16 protein-coding genes and 1 riboswitch are annotated in these 20,297 nt (G+C 47.9%); of the genes, 4 read left to right on the forward strand and 12 right to left on the reverse strand.

Going from position 1 to position 20,297, the window contains the following annotated elements; genetic code table 11:
• Positions 1-152 precede the first annotated feature (152 nt).
• Positions 153-343: riboswitch (cyclic di-AMP (ydaO/yuaA leader) on the reverse strand.
• 637 nt (positions 344-980) lie between these two features.
• Both NDI34_RS20535 and NDI34_RS20540 read right to left on the reverse strand, forming a co-directional pair.
• Positions 981-3,137, reverse strand: coding sequence for a polyribonucleotide nucleotidyltransferase (locus NDI34_RS20535; RefSeq protein ID WP_190431719.1), 2,157 nt, complete (start codon positions 3,135-3,137; stop codon positions 981-983).
• 336 nt (positions 3,138-3,473) lie between these two features.
• The gene (locus NDI34_RS20540; RefSeq protein ID WP_348233672.1) at positions 3,474-3,827 is read right to left on the reverse strand and encodes a hypothetical protein; all 354 of its coding nucleotides are present in this window, start codon (positions 3,825-3,827) and stop codon (positions 3,474-3,476) included.
• Between the two features lie 165 nt (positions 3,828-3,992).
• Here NDI34_RS20540 and NDI34_RS20545 point away from each other — a divergent pair, with 165 nt between their 5' ends.
• Positions 3,993-7,184 (forward strand): DEAD/DEAH box helicase, encoded by a 3,192-nt coding sequence (locus tag NDI34_RS20545; protein WP_348233673.1) that lies wholly within the window; start codon positions 3,993-3,995, stop codon positions 7,182-7,184.
• 68 nt (positions 7,185-7,252) lie between these two features.
• Positions 7,253-8,080, forward strand: a complete 828-nt coding sequence (locus NDI34_RS20550) for an SWIM zinc finger family protein (protein WP_190529521.1) — start codon at positions 7,253-7,255, stop codon at positions 8,078-8,080.
• 134 nt (positions 8,081-8,214) lie between these two features.
• Here NDI34_RS20550 and NDI34_RS20555 read toward each other — a convergent pair whose 3' ends face one another.
• The 6 genes from NDI34_RS20555 to NDI34_RS20580 all read right to left on the reverse strand — a co-directional run bounded on the left by NDI34_RS20555 (position 8,215) and on the right by NDI34_RS20580 (position 12,921).
• The gene (locus NDI34_RS20555) at positions 8,215-8,400 is read right to left on the reverse strand and encodes a PCP reductase family protein (protein ID WP_190411824.1); all 186 of its coding nucleotides are present in this window, start codon (positions 8,398-8,400) and stop codon (positions 8,215-8,217) included.
• Between the two features lie 141 nt (positions 8,401-8,541).
• Positions 8,542-9,681, reverse strand: coding sequence for a hypothetical protein (locus NDI34_RS20560; protein WP_348233674.1), 1,140 nt, complete (start codon positions 9,679-9,681; stop codon positions 8,542-8,544).
• Between the two features lie 253 nt (positions 9,682-9,934).
• Positions 9,935-10,714, reverse strand: coding sequence for a photosystem II S4 domain protein (locus NDI34_RS20565; RefSeq protein WP_190536819.1), 780 nt, complete (start codon positions 10,712-10,714; stop codon positions 9,935-9,937).
• 143 nt (positions 10,715-10,857) lie between these two features.
• Complete coding sequence (locus tag NDI34_RS20570) at positions 10,858-11,871, reverse strand: ion channel (RefSeq protein WP_348233675.1); 1,014 nt, start codon at positions 11,869-11,871, stop codon at positions 10,858-10,860.
• Between the two features lie 124 nt (positions 11,872-11,995).
• Positions 11,996-12,511 (reverse strand): hypothetical protein, encoded by a 516-nt coding sequence (locus NDI34_RS20575; protein WP_190411820.1) that lies wholly within the window; start codon positions 12,509-12,511, stop codon positions 11,996-11,998.
• Positions 12,512-12,585: 74 nt separating this feature from the next.
• Positions 12,586-12,921 carry a hypothetical protein gene (locus tag NDI34_RS20580; protein ID WP_190427599.1) on the reverse strand — a complete coding sequence of 112 codons (336 nt, stop codon included), beginning with the start codon at positions 12,919-12,921 and terminating at the stop codon, positions 12,586-12,588.
• 86 nt (positions 12,922-13,007) lie between these two features.
• On the opposite strand from NDI34_RS20580, the gene serA reads away from it, so the two are divergent.
• A complete protein-coding gene (gene serA / locus NDI34_RS20585; protein ID WP_190427602.1) occupies positions 13,008-14,588 on the forward strand; it encodes a phosphoglycerate dehydrogenase in 1,581 nt (526 codons plus the stop codon).
• A 245-nt stretch (positions 14,589-14,833) separates the two neighbouring features.
• A complete protein-coding gene (gene prmA / locus NDI34_RS20590) occupies positions 14,834-15,724 on the forward strand; it encodes a 50S ribosomal protein L11 methyltransferase (RefSeq protein WP_190684945.1) in 891 nt (296 codons plus the stop codon).
• A gap of 225 nt (positions 15,725-15,949) precedes the next feature.
• On the opposite strand, the gene cobA is transcribed toward prmA, so the two are convergent.
• From cobA to NDI34_RS20610, 4 genes are all read right to left on the reverse strand, one after another.
• The gene (cobA, locus tag NDI34_RS20595) at positions 15,950-16,762 is read right to left on the reverse strand and encodes a uroporphyrinogen-III C-methyltransferase (protein ID WP_348233676.1); all 813 of its coding nucleotides are present in this window, start codon (positions 16,760-16,762) and stop codon (positions 15,950-15,952) included.
• The gene (locus tag NDI34_RS20600; protein ID WP_348233689.1) at positions 16,759-17,625 is read right to left on the reverse strand and encodes a sirohydrochlorin chelatase; all 867 of its coding nucleotides are present in this window, start codon (positions 17,623-17,625) and stop codon (positions 16,759-16,761) included. The genes cobA and NDI34_RS20600 overlap by 4 nt, the downstream gene beginning before the upstream one ends.
• A gap of 236 nt (positions 17,626-17,861) precedes the next feature.
• Positions 17,862-18,551, reverse strand: coding sequence for a manganese catalase family protein (locus NDI34_RS20605; protein WP_190411815.1), 690 nt, complete (start codon positions 18,549-18,551; stop codon positions 17,862-17,864).
• 292 nt (positions 18,552-18,843) lie between these two features.
• Positions 18,844-20,259: a serine/threonine-protein kinase gene (locus NDI34_RS20610; protein WP_348233677.1), complete on the reverse strand. Its 1,416-nt coding sequence runs from the start codon at positions 20,257-20,259 to the stop codon at positions 18,844-18,846.
• Between the last annotated feature and the right edge of the window lie 38 nt (positions 20,260-20,297).

A 20,297-nucleotide genomic window follows, 5' to 3' on the forward strand; every position in this document is an offset into this window, starting at 1 on the left:
TATGAACTTCGGCTCAGTCAAAGGTAAGATGAGTAAAACTTATGACTGGCAGCTAGCAATCGTCTAATTTTAGACCCCATATTACCCCAGCGACGACTTTTGCAAGAGGTCTACTGATGAGATCGCGCAAATTCTACAAAATTGCTGACTCTTCAGTCTCCTCTCAATGCCGACGGAGTTAGCTGACGGGCGAGGACTGAGAGATGTCCCTCTCTGAGAAATTAAGAATGCAAAATTAAAAATTAGGATTACTATTTTTAATTTTTAATCTCTCATCGATAAGCCCCAAAATTTGGTTCCTCCGCTCCAGCTTCACCTTAATTAGATAAGGTACGTTTTTTAAAGTGAGATACTGGATTAGGCTGACTTATGTAGACTGACTGCAACCTTAACACTACAATTTAAAAATCGTCAACCTACCTTAAGATAGATGTTTTTTAATATACGATAATGATATCTATACTTACCCTCCAATCGTCAGACTTACGAGTCAAGCATTTGATGTGGGCGGATGGGGTCGATAGAGTACATTGGGCTAAGTAAAAAAACCATCAGCTAACTTTTGTTAGCGAACGTTCGCGCACGGCATTAACCTACACGACAAGAAATGCAACTCGTTATTAATAAAAGCTTTCTACATCTTTAACCTTCAGTCATTCGTTCAATATCAACCAACTCATAACTAAGAGTTAAAGACTACTAGAAACAACTCTTTACTGTTGCTATGATTCATCTAATTATAGTTTTTATAGCTCGGTGCTAAATCATTTTCAAACGCGAGATATTCGACTTATCGAAGAAGTCAGGAATCTGAACTCCTAGCTTGCAACTCAAATAGGATTGCTATAGCTACGGGATAATTAGATTAGATTTAATAACCGAATGGAATAGTAGTTGTTGAGGAAAAAAGCTCGGTTCAGCGATTAGCTGTTAGCAATTTCAGTTCCCAATCGCTAACAGCTAATCGCTAATTGCTTTTTTTAGCGACTTGCTGCCGCTTCACGAGCAGCTGCCGCTTCATCTGGGTGAATCCCCAAGCGCGTCAGATTAATCCGACCTTTGCTATCAATTTCCCGTACCTTGACAATGACTTCATCCCCGACAGCCACTTCATCTTCGACGCGACCGACTCGGTAATCAGCAAGTTGAGAAATGTGGATCATCCCTTCTTTTCCGGGAAGCACTTCCACAAACGCCCCAATTGGAATAATCCGGGTTACGCGACCAGCGTATACATCACCCTCATTCAGCCTCCGCGTCATCCCTTGGATGATGTTGCGGGCTTTCTTCGCCTTCTCGCCATCTACTGCTGAAATCGTGATCGTGCCATCATCCTCAATGTCGATTTTGGCACCCGTTTCTTCAGTGATGCTCTTAATCATCTTGCCTCCAGGTCCGATGACCATGCCAATGAGTTCTGGCTCAATCTTGAGCGTTAGCAAGCGAGGTGCATAAGGTGACATCTCGGTGCGGGGCTGATCAATGGTTGCCAGCATTTTCTCTAAAATGTGCAGCCTAGCGCCCTTTGCTTGCTCGACGGCTTTGGCAATGATATCCAGAGGCAGTCCGCTGATCTTCATGTCCATTTGCAAGGCAGTGATACCAGTATCGGTACCTGCCACCTTAAAGTCCATGTCACCTAAGAAATCTTCAATGCCCTGAATATCAGTCAGAATGCGAACTTCCTCGCCTTCTTTAATCAGTCCCATTGCTGCGCCACTCACCGGCTTCGCAATGGGCACGCCAGCATCCATCAAAGCCAGGGTGGAACCACACACCGAACCCATCGATGTGGAACCATTAGAAGAAAGAACTTCAGACACCACCCGAATCACGTAGGGGAAGTCTTCCTTCGGCGGTAACACTGGCACTATTGCCCGTGCGGCTAGTGCCCCGTGACCAATTTCCCGACGACCGGGTGCCCGCATCGGCTTGGTTTCCCCAACAGAAAAGGGCGGAAAATTATAGTGATGTAAATAGCGCTTTTCATCTTCTGGATGCAGGTCATCTGCGAGATCCTGAGCATCGCCTGGGGTGCCGAGAGTACAAACAGATAACACCTGGGTCAGTCCTCGGTTAAACAAACCGCTACCATGAACCCGATTGGGCAACAGACCCACGCGACAAGAGACAGGGCGCACTTCATCAAGCTTGCGACCATCTACCCGGACGCTGTCTTCGACAATCTGACGGCGCATCAGCTTCTTGGTGATGTCTTTAAAGACGTTACTCACTGCTTTAGAGTTAGCCGCAGAAGCCACTCGGATGGGGTCGTCTTCGGCTAATTCTGCGATCGCTGCCAGGATTTGTGTCTCTTTGATCTGATCTAAAAGAGCATCGCGGCTATTTTTGTCCAGTTCAAATTTGGAGAGGACTTCTTTGATTTGGGCAGTCGCGCGATCGCGAATAAAATTCTCTAGGGTCGAATCGACTTCCGGCTGGATTTCTTGAACCAATTCAATCCCCAGTGCTGCCATGAGTTCTCGCTGCGCCTCAATCAAGTCGCGCACCGCCTCATAGCCGAAATCAATCGCCTCAATGACATCCTGTTCTGGCAGCTGATTCGCTCCAGCTTCGACCATAATCACGCCATCTGGAGAGCCTGCCACCACCAGATCCAAATCCCCCGCCTCAATCTCGGCGTAGGTAGGATTGATAATAAAATCATCCCCCACCAAACCAACCCGCACCGCTGCCATCGGTCCTTGGAAGGGAATCTGTGCTAAAAGCACCGCAATTGAAGCACCTGTTACCGCCAGAACATCCGGCGGTACCTGCTCATCCATCGACAGCGTGGTTGCTACTACCTGAATGTCATCTCTCAGCCAGGAAGGAAATAATGGACGCAGGGGACGGTCGATCAAACGACCCGTGAGCGTTACTTTTTCGGGGGGACGCCCTTCTCGTCGCAAGAAACCACCGGGAATCCGACCGGCTGCATAAAGCCTTTCTTCGTAATCTACCATTAACGGCAGGAAATCAATGCCTTCTCGGCCTCCGGAGCGAGTCGCCGTGACTAAAACTGCGGTGTCTCCTGACTGAATTAAAACTGAACCCCCAGCTTGAGGGGCAAGCAAACCCACCTTCAGTCGAATATCCCGTCCATCAAAGGATATTGACTTGTCTAGCTCTACCATGCGGTACTTTGTCCTTCTATCATTTTTCTTTATCTTTCGCAATCGTAGCACTTAGGTACTGGTGGTGCCTTTAGTGTAGATGACGGCATTCCGGAGACGAGGACGGACAGAGGAGTAAGGGCGCAGAGGATCGACGATAACAACTGACGGCTGATAAATTAGCGCAAAGAGCGGTACATCTTTAGGACGTCTCCTACTCGTCCCTGAGGTAGTCCATCAAATAAATGTGCAGCGCTCAGAATCCGCCCGATTCTCTCAAATATTAAAGATTGTCACAATCGGATAGAAGGCGTGTTAATTGCCAAGACAAAATTGAACATCATCGCCGTGTAACCCTTAACGGCAGCTATTTCTAGCATTGATCTCCATCAACCTACTCATGCCTTGACCCCGCTCAAGCAGGTTGTACAATAAATCCAGCATTGCAGATGCAGCTGCACCGTCCGGGAAAGTTGGGCTTGAGATAGTAAAGCTCCCAAGATTTTCATCGGCGTTGGTGGATTTAGTGTGGTTGTCGGTGGCAACAAAAGCATCGTGGATCATCCAGTAGGCAGCAAATTCTACTTTGGATAGAGGTTTACTTTTGCGATAAGTTTGACCCTCAATAATAATCAGATTCAGTAATTCTCTGACTGCATCTTGCTCAGAAGGAAACATCTGGTCGAGTTCGGCTTTAATCCCATTTGGCAAGAAGGTCGTTAAAAAAGTAAATAAATTTTAATTTTTAAGTAAAACTTGTAAAAAGTGATGCCTTTAATTTAGCTAAGGAAAAAGCATCGAATTATCTAATTGCTAATTTCTGCTCTAATAAACGTTAATAAATTGAGTTAATTCTCACAAAAAAAGCTTTTAAATATGGCAATTTTACACGGTAGTTGGCTCGTTCAACCTCAGGGTGGTTATCTATTTGTTTGGGGAGAAATTTGGCGACCCATGACGCCTGCGATGTCTTCTCAACCCGATACAGTGGCATCCCATCCGATGGCGATGACGCAGGTAGAATTAATCGCTTTTTTGCGATCGCGTAGTCTCCTTGGAGAATCGCGCAGCCATTCGAGAAGTCAGGCTAACGAGAAATGGCACAAGAAAGCGATCGCTTTGCCCACCCAAATAGAGGCAGGAGATCCAGTTTGCCCACTGCTATCCACCAAAATGCTTTCAGACGGTGCGGATGCTTCAACCTTATCCTTACACCTCTGGCAAGTTGAAGGGCTGTGTCTCGATCCTCTCGAAGCAATACAATTTTTGCAAGCGCTGCCCCTTGGTTCTTTTAAAACATCTGATGCTTATGTAGGGGGAGATTTACGCTTTTGGGCACAGGTTAGCCGATGGATCTTGGATCTTCTGGTGCGATCTAAGTTTTTACCAACCCTACATCGGCAGTTGGATGGTACTGTCGTCGCCGCTTGGCAACCTCTACTTGATAGTGGGTTAGATCAAGCGCGTTTGGAAAAGTTTACCCAGCTCATGCCCTCTGCCTGCCGCACTTATCAACACTCGGAGGTTAGTGGGAAAGAAAAACCTAAAGAACAACTAGAACCAGAAGAACCCAAGGAATTACTCTTAGGATTCTTAGGCAGTGCGATCGACGCACAAGTGCGTTCGAGTGCTGGGAATTCTGCCTTACCCGCAGTAGAACCGATAGTGCAGGAGTGGTTGCAAGCCCTTTCTACCGCATCCAATACCCTCAAAACAGAACCGGCGGCAATTGGACGCTTGGAAGCAGCCTTTCAGACTTGGACATCGCCAGTACGAGATCATTTACTCGCCCCGGTGTTCGCTAGCGGGGAATTGAGAACCCGCCAATACCAACAAAACCGATTTCGCACCTGTTTCCTTCTCCAACCACCTGATACAGGTGATGAGAATTGGAGTTTAGAATACTTTCTCCAGGCAACGGGCGACCCAGAATTTTTGGTGAATGCAGAAACTATCTGGAACCATCCCTTAGAGCGTTTGGTCTTCAAAGGTCGCACGATTGAGCATCATCAGGAGACTTTTCTAAGCGGCTTAGGTCTGGCTGCCCGACTTTATCCGCCCATTGAAGCCAGCTTGCATGACCGTCGCCCGCAGTTTTGTCGCTTGACACCCGTACAGGTGTACGAATTTATCAAGGCGGGTGCATGGCGACTGAAAGACAGTGGATTGGGAGTCGTGATGCCGTCCAGTCTGATGCCTGCGGAGGGAGAAAATAGGCATTTGGGGCTGAAAATTCGCTCTAGCACCACACCGGGCAAAGGTCAGTCGGGATTGCAAAGCTGGCTGTCTTTTGAGTGGGAATTAGCAATTGGCGATCGCACGATTTCTAAACAAGAATTTGACCGTCTAATCGCTCTGCAAAGTCCGCTGGTGCAAGTGAATGGGGAGTGGATTGCCCTGCAACCCTCCGATGTGAAAGCCGCTCAGTTGCTGCTAGCAACGCCCAAAGACCAGATGGCGCTTTCCTTAGAAGATGCTCTGCGACTGAGTACCGGCGATACCAAGGTAATCGAAAAACTCCCGGTAGTTAGCTTTGAGGCAGCAGGGCCGCTTCAGCAGTTGCTAACGACTTTAACCAATAATCAGGCGGTGGAAGCGATCGCGCCTCCTGCCAATTTCCAGGGGCAGTTGCGACCTTATCAAGCGCGGGGCGTTGGCTGGCTCTCCTTCCTCGAACGCTGGGGTTTGGGAGCTTGCCTCGCAGACGATATGGGATTGGGAAAAACAATTCAATGCATCGCCTTTCTGCTGAATTTACAAGAAGGAGAGAAATTAGAAGCACCGACGCTATTAGTTTGCCCGACTTCAGTTTTGGGGAACTGGGAACGAGAAGTTAAGAAATTTGGCCCCACGCTGAAAGTTGTCGTCCATCACGGGGATAAACGACCGAAAGGGAAAGCGCTGGCAAAAGCCGTTAAGGGCAAAGACTTGGTCATTACCAGTTATTCACTGGCGTTTCGGGATGCCAAAGACCTTCAAAGTGTTTCTTGGCGGGGTGTGGTGCTGGATGAAGCTCAAAATATTAAGAATCCCCAGGCGAAGCAATCGCAAGCAGTGCGTCAGTTACAAGCAGGTTTTCGGATTGCGTTAACCGGAACTCCAGTGGAAAATCGCTTGGCAGAATTGTGGTCAATTTTAGATTTCCTGAATCCGGGGTATTTGGGAACGCGGGATTTCTTTCAACGCCGGTTTGCCTTGCCGATTGAAAAATATGGAGATATGGCTTCGTTGCAGACATTGCGATCGCTGGTGAGTCCTTTTATCCTGCGACGCCTGAAAAGCGATCGCAATATCATTCAAGATTTGCCTGAAAAGCAGGAAATGACTGTATTCTGCGGACTCTCTGCCGAACAAGCTGCACTCTATCAAAAATTGGTGGAAGAATCGTTAGTTGAAATTGAAGCCAGCGAAGGTGTGCAACGAAAGGGAATCATTTTAGCTCTGTTGATAAAATTAAAGCAAATCTGTAACCATCCCGCCCAGTTTTTAAAGGAAAAAGAACTGGTAGCACAGCGCCGCTCGGGCAAACTTCAGCGTTTGCAAGAGATGTTGGAGGAAGCTTTATTAGAAGGCGATCGCGCTTTGATTTTTACTCAATTTGCTGAGTGGGGAAAACTTCTTCAACCCTATTTAGAGAAACATCTAGGTGGGGAAACCCTATTTTTATATGGAGGCACCCGCAAACAACAACGGGAGGAAATGATTGACCGATTCCAAAATGACCCAGAAGGCCCCCGAATTTTTATTCTTTCTTTAAAAGCTGGTGGAACGGGTCTCAATTTAACACGTGCGAATCATGTCTTTCATTTCGACCGTTGGTGGAACCCAGCAGTTGAAAATCAGGCAACGGATCGGGTATTTCGGATTGGTCAAACCCGGAATGTACAGGTACATAAATTCACCTGTACCGGCACCCTCGAAGAAAGAATTAATGAAATGATTGAAAGTAAAAAAGCATTGGCAGAGCAAGTGGTGGGTGCCGGTGAACAGTGGATTACGGAACTGAATACTGACCAACTCCGCAATTTATTACTGCTGGATCGGACTGCTGTAATTGATGATGAATGAGCCAGTTCAGAGTCATCACTCGTTAGTTGGATTTCTAAAGTAATGACGAATAACAAATAAGCCATAGTATGAACAATTACGAAATTCAAAGCCGTGAATGGTGGGTACAAGAATGGATTGATCTATTAGAGAAGTCCCGCTTCAAAAAGCGATTGGAAAGGGCACGAAATTATGCAATGCAGGGAAATGTTCTCGGCATTGAATTTAAAGGTCCAAAGGTGTTAGCAAAAGTGCAAGGTACGGCACCGGAACCCTATCAAGTTTCCCTATCCCTAGACCCTTTTACAGATGAACAGTGGGATTATGTGATTGAAACCATGTCTCAACGGGCGATTTTTTCTGCCCAACTATTGGCGGGAGAAATGCCGCCCAACATTCAAGAAGTGTTTACCGCCAATGGTTTGAGTATATTTCCCTTTACTTTGTCTGATATCCATGCACGGTGCAGTTGCCCGGATAAAGAAATTCCCTGCAAACACATTGGTGCAGTTTATTATCAGTTAGGCGATCGCTTCAGTGAAGATCCTTTCGTCATCTTCCAGTTGCGGGGACGCCCCAAAGAACAAATCCTCGATACCTTACGCAAGCTAAGACGCGGTAGCGAGCAAAATTCTGAGAATGAAATTACCACGGCTGAGACATCCCAGCCATCGGGCGAGGATACTTCATCCTTACCAGCAACTCCTCTTAAAGTTGAGGAATTCTGGCAATACGACGAACCGCTAGATTCTTCACTGGTCGTAATTGCACCGACTGGTGACACTGTATTAAATGTACTCGGATCGATTACCCTCGCATCCGGTTCTAGTCAGCCGGTGATGCAATATTTAGATACTGTTTATCAAACAGTCAGTCAGCAAGCTTTTCTAGCGGCGATGAATTTAGAAGAGAGTTGAAGACTACGATCGCATACTTCTTAGTTAACTTCTCCCTTACCCCAGGATGAGCTATAAATTTCCCATTCTCTAGTCCGGAAATGGCACATGAGGATGAGGTTTGTATGCTCCGAGAAGTATTGTAGGGAGATCGCTCACTGCCCAAATTCTAGCCGCGCCTGTTCAACTAACTCACCCGTAACAACTTCCAAACCCCCTGCACGAGCGATTTGCTCAATTCGCTGACGCGCTTGGGAACGAACAAAAAAAGGAATATTTTTCAGCTTTGCCTTTGCTTCCGGCGTCCACTGTAAAACATCTGTAAAATCAGAATCGCGCATGGCACACCAGCCCTTAGCTATCAGCCGTTCGGCTTTTAGCTGGTAAACTTAATCGCATTTTATCAAGTTGCGATCGCTTTCGCGTATGCCTCTCCTAGCGGCTCCTCGCGCCATGACACACCAGCCTTAGGAGAATCAATTCTATGGCTGAGCAGCTTTTAGTTTTTTCTGTGCCGATTGCAGCAGTTGTTGGGTTTCTCGATAGTCGCTTGTTCCTGGTTTGACCATTTTCAACCGATGGATGATTTTTTGCATCTGGCTGACTATCTGGTTGCGATCTACTTGGGAACTATCCTTGGGTATCGACGCAAGCAAAGCGTTGATTTGTTGTTGAGCATCATTGAAGGCTTCGTGAGACTCACGTTCTGTTTTTAATCGAATTTGCACAGTGTCTAAATTCATTTGGTACGTTACCAGTAGCTTTTGCGCTTCCACATAGTCAACGTCTTCCAGGCGAACGTTTTGCAGTTGGGCAATCGCCTTGTACCACAAATTTTCAATTTGTTGCCACCGCTGTGCAGTATGGGGTGGATTTTGCCCAGTTTTAGCAGCAGCAAAAGCATATTGTTTAGCGGTTTGAATTAAAGTATTAGTGCGCCCCAAAATCTGCTGTTGTTGAGAAAGTTGGGACTTGATTTGCTCAAATCTGTTGCGAATATTGGCAGTTTGTTGATTAGGGATTGTCTGCGTATTGTACCCGCTAACATAGCGCCGACCCTTGCGGTTGTAAGAGTAGCGCCGTGAAGAAACTGTATCTGAAACAGGTAGATAATCGATATGTGTTTTGGCTTCACTTAATTTATTTTCACCCAATGCCAAATTTGCTGCGGTCTTGGCTTGGTTAATTAATTCTTCTGCTTGCTCTAAAGATGCGATCGCTTCCTGATAGCGATCCTCTGTCCTCATAGAAGCATTTTGTCCCGCTGACTGATGAGTTGTGGGAGATAGCAAAATTGCCAAAACAAGCGTCCCCGTTCCCCCAACTAGCAACACAGCCCCCGCAGCTACCGCACAGCCAGCTAATTTGATTGTGCCGAATATTCCCAGGGGACGGTTGGCTTTTGCTGCTGCTAGTAATGCTTTCTGGTTGAAGTTTGCATAGGTGGAAATGACGATTTTCCGCAGTTCTTCTAAGGAAGCAGGTGAGCCTAGTTGCGATCGCAGTTTTTCTAATTCCTCCAGTACAATCCGCTGCTCCATTTGGCTCAAAGCGTCATTACCAGCACAGTTTTTCACTTCTGCACGGAGGATTTGAAAGGCGCGATTGTTGAGACGGGACATAAGCTACACCCAGCAACTCATGTTAGTGTTCCCGCAACTGACTGGAAAATCACTCAGATGGCAATCATATCAGCGACCTTAAATGATTCGTGAAGACGAGATCCCCGACTTCTCCAAGAAGTCGGGGATCTGAACCGCTAGCATCTCACCACTCAAATAGGATTGCTATAGACAGTAAAACACTCTTCGTTCAACTAATCTCTTGCCTATCGCAAATCTAATTCTTAGGGTTGAAGATTCAAGATTGAAATTTTTACATAAATCTTGTGAGTTGCACGCGGTAGCGTTCCTTTTTGGTGACAGCAATTTCCCCAACCTCTAACCGTCCTTTGCCGCGAATCGCAATTAAGTCTCCAGACTTCAGAAGATGACTTGGCTGAGTGACTTCTTTCCAGTTCAATCGCACATCACCGCCGTCAATAAAATCAACCATTTTGCTGCGAGACATCCCAAAACCAGCGGAAGCGATCGCATCCAACCTCAAAGAAGCCTCAACCGTCGTCAATTCTTTCTTTTTCGGTTCTCGAATTTTTAACTCGCTTAACTCAATTTGCCGAGTTTTTACCGGGACAGAACGCACCTGATTGAGATGCATTCCCAAAAACTCCACCATTTCTGGAACAACAATCGCCTGCGCTCCTTGCTCTCCCAGCACAATTACATCGCCAGTCTTTTCTCGCACGATCCCACACCCCAACATCGCGCCGAGGAAGTCTCGGTGGGTGGCTTGGTCAAACAAAAAATTCCCGGAAATATCGATAGCAGCAATAGAGACTTGGGACGAATCGAGGGGCAATTCTGCACGCGCGATCGCAATCCGCTGTCGTTCAGCTTGCGGATAACCTCCCCAAGCAACCAGTTGGACTTCTGTTAACCGATTAAACGCTTGCTGGATTTCAGCGAGTTCTGGAGGAGACAGAAAATCCGTAAAGACTACTTCCCACGTCTTAATCGCTTGATCCGCTAGATCGATAACACGAGCGACAGTCTCTCGATTTTCGACTCCTTTGAGGAGTTCTTCCCTTGGCAACATACAGCAGACGCTAGATTGAGGTGAAACTTTCTTGATTCTATCGTTGGGAGCGGAACCTGACGGACAATGCGATGAGTGCGATCGCTTTCGCGGATGCTGCTTTTAGCGGCTCCTCGCGCTTGGTTAAACTGAATCATTCCCCTTTACCCAAACCGATTCCCGACCTCCTTCCACGACCACCCGTCGTTTCTCACTAAGGCGAGAAGCAAACGTCGTCGTCTCGTCAAGTTGCTGACTTCTAATGCAAAGGCTTCATCGCTAACAGTGGGAATTCCATTCGCACGTAACTCATCGAGAACTGCCAGGGGTGGCACGTCTGAGGCTGGCTTAATGTAAGCAGAAGTCAGGGTTTCTAGAAAGACTGACAGGGTTTGCCGCACTGGGTATAGCGCCACCGCATCGGGTCGATGTTCCGGCTTAATTCCAGATTCGAGCAAGGTCAGCGCCTCGTCCAAGACAGCTATGTTAACTTCCGCCGCTGTCTCCCGCTTGGTGCTATGAAAGTAATGAAGTACCGGATAAGCGAAATGACTTTGCGCGTATAAGGCTAGCATGGGCGCGATCGCTACTAAGTGCTGAGACAGCATCCCAAAATCTTTGCCATTCCAAGCTTTAGTTACGATTTCGGTAGGAGTATAGCCAAGACAGGAAATGTAGGTTGCCAACTGTCGCTTCTGAGTCCCGGCTGACACCACAGAAAGCAGATAGGTAATCGACAGAGTAATCAGGAAAAACCCATTCGCTGCTGCTGCGGCTGTCGCCAGTTGCCAAATTTTTCCTTGGGGTTGGTAGTCTCCGAGACTGAGGGTAACTAACGTATAACCTGTAAAGTAAATTTTCTCCCAGATGTCAGCAGGCTGCTTTGTATCCGCAGAAACCAAAGAGCGATCGCTGGCGCTAAAAATTAAGACCCATCCTGCCCAAGTAGCCAAAATCCACAGCAGCGTAGAAATGCCAATGGTGCTGTAGCCTGCAACGGAAAGCATCTGATGAGAGGGAGAGGAGCGATGTCGATGGAGAAGCAATCTCCACAAGCAATTGGACAATCTAGATGTAATCGGCCCCCCACCGCCGCCGACGGCGATCGTTGTCCAAAGCACATCAACTACGATCGAGCCGACGAGCGCAACTCCCAAACAAGTTGGCAATATTTGCATCTAAACCCCCTTCCAGTGACTTGCGCTCAGGCTGGTAGTTAAAGTAACAATGTTGTGTTTGTTACATCCTCTGCCCGTGGATGGAAGACCCAGCCAGCTCGAAAGGTTGGAAGGTGCTTATTTTCTAGACTCCCTCTGAGTCAACGTAGCCTTGGATATTTTCGGGTTCAAACTGACGGAGAATCCGAGTCGCTTGGCGGATGATCGTTTCGGAAGCTTTGACGACAATCAGATACTTACCGGCATTGAGGCGGTTGCGGTAAGGCAAGGCATCACCACTTCCCAGCGCCAAGCCTACTCCTCCCCCCACAAACACGCTACCCATCGCACCGGAGGCGGCACCTAAAAGTCCAGCAATCAGGTAATTGCCGATTGGACCCGCCCAGGCAAAGGTGTCTAAACCCGTGGTGATATTGAAAGCTATTCCAGCGAAAAATCCAAAGGGGATGAGCCAATAAGCCATCAGCTTTGATTGCTTTTTAGCTTGCTCGTTGGGGTCAATTAAGCCAAATTCATCCGCGCTTTTGTATCCTCTGCCTAGGATACTAACTTTATTCATCGGTAAGCCTTCTTTCTCTAAAGCGGAATAGGCGGCTTCTGCCTGGATGCGGTCTGCCAGTACGGCAACGAGATAATTCATGGTGATTCGTAAAATGCTGAGATAGCCTTAGTTAAAGCCTAGCAGTGCAAGGGACAGCAAATCTTCTACCGTAATTAGGATGCACTTGCGCGAGAAGTCGCTAGGAGCGGTATATGCGAAAGCGATCGCATTTGTGCGATGGGTAGCTGATATCTTTGGCTGTGTTTTGTTTCCTTCCGCCATCGGCAAGAAGCACTTCGCCCACGCGAATGAAAGTTAAAAACTTTCAGCCAACCAGCCGTACAAAGACACCTGATACAGTTAAAATGACCTTCTGCCTGTATTGTTCGTGGTGGAGAGTGATTAGACGCGATGTCTAAGCCAGCTCCCATCAGGCAAGCTTGCTCCCAAGGTTTTACCGGCACGCGATCGCGTAACGCAAGGGAGCTATCCTGGCGAAGTGGATGCAACGCAACGCGCGACTTGCGGTTTTGACCTTTTAGGGGTCGTGCGTGCGTGTCGTAATGGAATTTTTATTTAGACTCACCTGCCCATCATGTCCAAGGTTCTTGTTTCCGATCCCATAGACCAAGTTGGAATAGATATCCTCTCCCAAGTTGCCCAAGTTGACATTAAAACAGGTCTTTCTCCAGAAGAACTGGTGCGAATTATGCCAGAGTATGACGCTCTGATGATTCGTTCTGGAACCCATGTCACCAAAGAAATTATCGAAGCGGGCACCCAGCTAAAAATTATTGGTCGTGCTGGAGTTGGCGTCGATAATGTCGATGTTCCAGCCGCCACCCGACAAGGAATTGTCGTCGTCAATTCCCCCGAAGGTAACACCATTGCAGCGGCAGAACACGCTTTGGCAATGATGCTATCGCTCTCCCGTTATATCCCCGAAGCCAATCAGTCGGTGAAAGGCAGTCAGTGGGATCGCAAGAGTTTTATCGGGGCAGAAGTTTACAAGAAAACGCTGGGAGTTGTCGGTTTAGGGAAAATTGGTTCCCATGTCGCCAGCGTTGCGAAAGCGATGGGGATGAAACTGCTAGCTTACGATCCCTTCATCTCGGTAGAACGGGCAGATGAACTGGGTTGTCGTCTAGTCGATCTGGATATGCTGTTTCAGGAATCCGATTACATTACCCTGCACATCCCCAAAACTCCAGAAACGACTCATCTGATTAACGCCGAGGCGATCGCTAAAATGAAACCCACGACTCGGATTATCAATTGTGCCCGTGGTGGCATTATTGATGAGGCAGCCTTGGCGGAGGCGTTAAAAGCTGGCAAAATTGCTGGGGCCGCGTTGGACGTTTTTGAGACAGAACCGCTTGGCGAGTCGGAGTTGCGATCGCTGGGGAAAAATCTTATCCTCACTCCCCACCTGGGAGCTTCTACAGCAGAAGCGCAGGTAAATGTTGCCATCGATGTTGCCGAGCAGATTCGGGACGTTCTGCTGGGCCTACCAGCGCGTTCAGCCGTGAATATTCCTGGGTTGCGGCCTGACGTATTGGAAAAACTCAGACCTTATCTCCTATTGGCGGAAACTCTGGGTCATCTAGTTGGGCAACTGGCTGGAGGACGGATTGAGTTGTTGAATATCAGCTTGCAGGGAGAATTGGCAACTAATCAAAGTCAGCCTCTCATCGTAGCAGCACTGAAAGGGCTGCTCTCTCAAGCGTTGAGAGAGCGAGTGAACTACGTGAATGCCAGTATTGAGGCAAAGGAGCGGGGAATTCGCGTGATCGAAACGCGGGATGCCTCGATTCGAGATTATTCGGGTTCGCTGCAACTGTCGGCAAAGGGTTCCCTAGGAGAACACTCGGTCACTGGTGCTTTATTGGGCGATAACGAAATTCGGATCACCAGCATTGATGATTTTCCCATCAACGTTCCCCCCACTTCTAATATGCTGTTTACGCTGCACCGCGATATGCCTGGAATTATCGGGAATATTGGTTCCCTATTGGGCAGCTTTAATGTCAATATTGCCAGTATGCAGGTGGGTCGTAAAATCGTGCGCGGTGATGCAGTGATGGTGTTGAGCCTGGACGATCCCCTACCTGAGGGAATTTTGGCGGAGATTCTCAAGATTCCCGGCATTAGAGATGCCTATACGGTAACTTTGTAACTGCTGAGGATGGAGGATGTAGGACTGAGGACTGAGGTATGAGGACTGAGGATGAAGAAAAGAGATACACAAAGAGTAAATTCTTTTTAGTTTCTCTTGACTCTCTATTGCTAAGTTCTACGTTCTAACCTTCCTCAGTCCTCAGCCAGTGCTTCGCACCACTGGGCTAACAGTCCTCAGCCCTCAGTCCTCAGTCCTCAGTCCTCATACCTCAGTCCTTAGTCCTCAGCCCTCAGCCCTGATGTATGGCAAACACCTGGTGGGAAATTCAAGTTCTCTGCGACCCAGCCTTAGAAGATTTAATTTTCTGGCGGCTGGAAAAATTTGGCTGTCGCGGCACATCCATTGAGGTTAAAGGACACTCGCGCCTAGTGTGTGGTTATTTATCCGCACTCCAAGCGCAGTTATTAGATTTGGCGGCGCTGTCTCTGTGGCTGCGTCAAGATGCGCTGAATGTGGGAATGCCGATGCCGGTGATGGATTGGCATTTAATTGATGAGGAAGATTGGGCGAGTAGCTGGAAGCAATACTGGCAACCGCAAGAAGTTGGCGATCGCTTATTAATCTACCCTGCCTGGTTGCCCCCTCCAGAGCAGACGGAACGGCTTACGCTCCGCCTCGATCCCGGAGCCGCTTTTGGCACCGGCACCCATCAGACGACTCAGCTGTGTCTGGAAGCATTGGAAATGCGATTGGGTTTGGGCACTCCCGATATCGTTGTGGCAGATATTGGTTGTGGATCTGGCATTCTCTCAATTGCCGCGATGCTGTTAGGTGCGGAAAGAGTTTATGCCGCAGATCTTGATCCGATGGCGGTGCGAGCCACTCACAGCAACCGAGAACTCAACAAAATTAGCCCCGATCGGTTGATTGTGGAGCAAGGCAGTATCGACCGCTTAATGCAATTGTTACATGAGCCGGTCGATGGCATTCTTTGCAATATTCTGGCGGAGGTGATTATCGACTTGATCCCGCAGATGACAGAGATGGCTAAACCCAGCACTTGGGGGATTATTAGCGGCGTTTTGCTGGAACAAGCCAAACCCATTGCCGATACTTTAGAGCAACATGATTGGATTGTTGCGACCCTCTGGCGGCGTCAAGAGTGGTGCTGCTTTAATATTCGACGCTCATAAATTAGGACTGAGTGCTGAGGACTGAGGACTGAGTGCTGAGGACTGAGGACTGAGGTTTGAGGACTGTTAGCAAAGCAGTGCGAAGCACGGGCTGAGTAAGGTATGAAAGGTCTTAAATCAGACGTACCAATTAACTACCGATCGCTTTTTATAGCTTTTTACTGAGATTTTAGCCCTCAGTTCTCAGTCCTCAGTCCTCAGCCCTCAGTCTTCAGTCCTCAATCCTCAGCTCTCAATCTTCAAGCTGAGTGGACGACATCCTGACAGAATTTGGTGCATATTCACGACAGCACCAATAATGGCGATCGCGGGTGCTGTAAATCCAGTCGCCTCGACTTGCGCCACAATCGTCTCCAAGGTGCCGATCAGTTCTTCTTGTTCCGGTCGGGTTCCCCAGCGCACCAACGCTACTGGCGTCTCTGGGCTTAAGCCTGCTGTCTGAAGTTGTTCCGTAATGTAAGGTAAGTTGTGAACGCCCATGTAGATGACAATGGTTTCAGAACCGTGGGCGATCGCTTGCCAGTTCACCGTGGGTCGATACTTCCCGACAGATTCGTGTCCAGTAACAAATGTCACCGAGGAGCTATAAGCGCGGTGAGTTAAAGGAATTCCCGCATAAGCGGGTGCGGCAATCCCAGATGTCACTCCCGGTACTACTTCCACCGGCACTCCCGCATTTACCAAGTCTTCCATCTCTTCGCCGCCTCGACCAAACACAAAGGGATCGCCACCTTTGAGGCGCACCACGATTGCCGCAGTTTGGGCTTTTTCAATTAACAGTTGAGTCGTCTCTTCCTGTAACAGGGAATGACGCCCCATCCGCTTTCCAGCGTCAATTTTTTCGGCTTGGGGATTAATCATTGCCAAAATTTGGGGACTCACCAGAGCGTCGTAAACTACGACATCGGCACACTCCAACAGCCCTTTTCCTTTGAGGGTTAATAAACCAGGATCTCCTGGCCCTGCACCCACTAGATATACTTTACCCAAACACGTTCTCCTGTTTACCTGTGTGTTCTCTGGCAGTGTGAGGTTCATTGACTTCTCAAATCCCAAATTAAATCCGCTAATTCTGCGCTAGCGCCGATTGGTTCAGCCATCTGGAGTTTTGCCGATGGAAACTGCTGGGATAATCGCTCAACTGTTTGAGCGATCGCATCCGTAATTCCCCCAGCAAATAGAAAATAAGGCAGGATGGCGATTTTTTCCTTCCCCGCCTCAACCAACGCTTTCACCCTGTCCTCTAGGCTGGGTGGCACCGACCAGTAAGCAGGCACCGCGTCCAAAGTCCGTGCAATGGTTTCTACTGATTGATTTCCCCCAGCACGGCGGCTTCCGTGAGCTAGGAGAATCCGAGCGTCTGCTGTTATCGAAGCGAATTGACTGGCTAACAGACGACTCAAGCCAAGGTGAGTGCCTAAGTGAGGACGAATGTCAAGTTTGAATTTAGAGCCAAACGCTACTTGAGCGATCGCAACTTCCTCTGGGATATCCTCCATGACGTGAACTCCCGGCAGGAGAAACAGCGGCATCACCTGAATGCAGGGGCTCTCAGATTGGTACTCAGATGCAACAGCGCGATTCTGCTTTACAGACGCCACGCGATTCTGCTTCGCAGACGCTACGCGAACGCCAAATTGCCGAATTTGCTCGTGCAACGGCTGGGTTGCCAATTCTAGCACTGCTGTACCCACCAGTGGTTCTTGTAAAGACGTAAAATTTCGCGTCTCTAGCATGGGCGATGCACCTAAGCGGCGAACGGGTTGAGATGCCTGCACCCAGGCTATCTCTGACCTTTGTGCCTTCTCGTAGATCAGGGCTGCCAGCTGTTCTACAGCGGCTTGAGGGCGAGGGTCGCGGCTTCCGTGAGAGACCAGTAGATAGGCAGATGACTTGGGCAAGTGTGTAACTACAGGCTTTTGAGCAGTTTCTTTATTCAATTTGATATCGTTTCCAGCAACAATTTCTGTATCAATCGTTTCCAATTGACAATTTCTCCCGGTGGTTTACCCATTTGGGCACCGCTAAGGCTTAGAGGATTTCTAATATTATTAATAACTTATTCATAAAAATAGAGCCACTGGGCTACACCTCCCCGTGACTCTATCTTTTTTAATTGAGTTCTACTGCTGACGATTTACTGTTTAACTTCAGCAGATGGATCGGCGACATACTGAAAATCCGGTTCCGAGTTCCAAGGCCCGCGCTCATCTTTACCATTCGTAGACAAGTTGAAGTAAAGATTGACCGTTTCATCCGGCTGGATATTGCCAAAGAAAGGATCTGTTAATTTGCCCAACGAAGAAAGTGCATTCATGAACATCTTCGTATGAGAAATTTCGCGAGTCAACAAATGTACCAAGGTGTCTTTTGTACCTTGATCTGGAGCCATTTTGATCAGCTCCTCATAGGTTTGACGTGCCCCAGCCTCAGCGGCGATGTCTGCCCGCAGATCGCGCACAACATCCCCACCTTCATTGATATAGTTCGCTGTCCAAGCGCTTCCTTGGCTATCTAAAAAGTGTGGTCCCATGCCGCGTACAGCAAAGAGCGTACTCCGGTACGCTTCTGTTTGATCGACATTCTTGGTATGTGATTCAATCAGTTTGCCAACCATTTCTAGGTGGCTGAACTCTTCGATTGCAATATCTTGGAGCATATCCCGAATACCAGGATTTTCGCAATGAAACGACTGCACCCAATACTGTAAAGCGGCTGTTAATTCACCCGTTGCCCCCCCAAACTGCTCTAGCAGTAGCTGGGCATAACGTGGATTCGGCTCTGTGATATTAACAGTATGAATGGGTTCTTTTTTATGGAAAAACATGAATGGATTCCTTTCCTCTATTTGCCGGATCGTTGAGTGCTTGCCAATATTTTTTGTAAAGGAATTCAAAAAAAACGATTCTTTTTCCTTCACAAATCAAGGTATATACCCATACTTTAGATCGGCTGTCAAAGGTATTCCTGCCTCATCGGGTAGACTTAGCTCATGGATTTTTCTATAACCAGAGGAGGACATAAAAAACAAGATTGAAATCTCAGTTAAGGCAATTTTTTAGCTAAAACCGTTCCAATCGCTCAACCGAGGATGAAAATCGCTGATAAGGCAGCAAAAGCTAAGCAATACTGCACTGTTCTAGTTTTCCAGCCATTGCGCTGGCGTGACGCCACCATTCATAACCACCCGCCCACCGCCGCGATGGTAGATGTCCAATGGGTGCCTTGTCGCTAAATTTCAAACCAGAGTCAGGAATATACGGGTTGTGGGTAGGCCAGCCAACGCGATCGCAAAAATTGCTATATTCTCCCCCAACCTCCAGAAAAATTTGCTTTTGCACGCTGAAACCAAAGCGCCCCTGGCTGTACTTTACCCATAACTGGTCAATCGTCCATAAATCCTCGCAAGGAAACTTTTGAATATCGCTGTTGAATAGATAGTTATTGCTTGACTTGCCGACTACCAGACACATCACTGCCCAGGTTTCCCGATCGGCTTCTTTCCATTTCTTTTTAGCGAGTAAATCCCGCAATTTTGTATAGTCAACTCCAACCTCGGAATTCAAGGCACTACCACCCGGTCGTTGAGATTGAGTTGGAACCGGAGATGTAGGTCTGGGGTTTAAATTTTGCTGTACCGCTTGCAAGGCAGAGGCAGCGTCTGGGTAACGATCTTTAATGTTATTTTGTAGCAGCCGATCCAAAATTTGACCCAGGCGATCGCTAACTTTTCTCTCCTTGGGTAAAAAATTGCGCCACGCCCACCCGTTATTCATAATGTCATACATATTCAAGGGCGAAACGCCTGTGAGCAAGTAGATACAAGTGACGCCCAAACTGTAGAGGTCGCTGGAGGGCAGGGCTTTGCCTCGCGTTTGTTCGGGTGCCATATAATCCGGGCTACCAACGATCGTGCCGGTGTTGAACACAGCAGTGTCTGTGAATAGCTTGGCAATTCCAAAATCAATCAAGATCAACTGACCTTCCCTTTCTCCTGGGTAAGAGGAGGTTGAGGGGGTGCGTCGGATAATATTCGCTGGCTTAATATCTCGGTGAATCACCCGATGTTCGTGGATATATTGCAAAACTGGCAACAAATCCTGCAAAAATTCCCAAATCTGCGTTTCGTGATAAATATCCCGTTGCTGCAATTCCTCCGCTAGAGTGTGCCCGCAAATCAACTCCTGCACTAAATACAGCTGCTGCTGCTGTTCAAAGTGGGCGAAGAGGGAGGGAATTTGCGGATGTTTCCCTAGTTCATTGAGGTGTATCGCTTCCTGACGAAATAAGGAAACGACCTTTCTAAAACTGGTCAGCTCTTGCTGTGGGAAGCAGAGTTGCTTAATAACACACTTGGTTTTGGAGGGAATATGCTCATCCACCGCCAAAAAAGTTCTTCCCATGCCGCCTTTGCCGATTGGTTTAACTGGGCGATAGCGGTCTTTCAGCAATAATGCTTGCCCACAACACAGGCAAAATCTTTGGTCAGAAGGATTTTGGGGTCTTTGACATCCAGCGCTAACACAATAGATCATGGCAGCCGCGATCGCACTCCCTGTTGATATTCATCTCC

The sequence above is a fragment of the Trichocoleus sp. DQ-U1 genome (genome assembly GCF_039961925.1).
Lineage (GTDB): Bacteria > Cyanobacteriota > Cyanobacteriia > Cyanobacteriales > FACHB-T130 > FACHB-T130.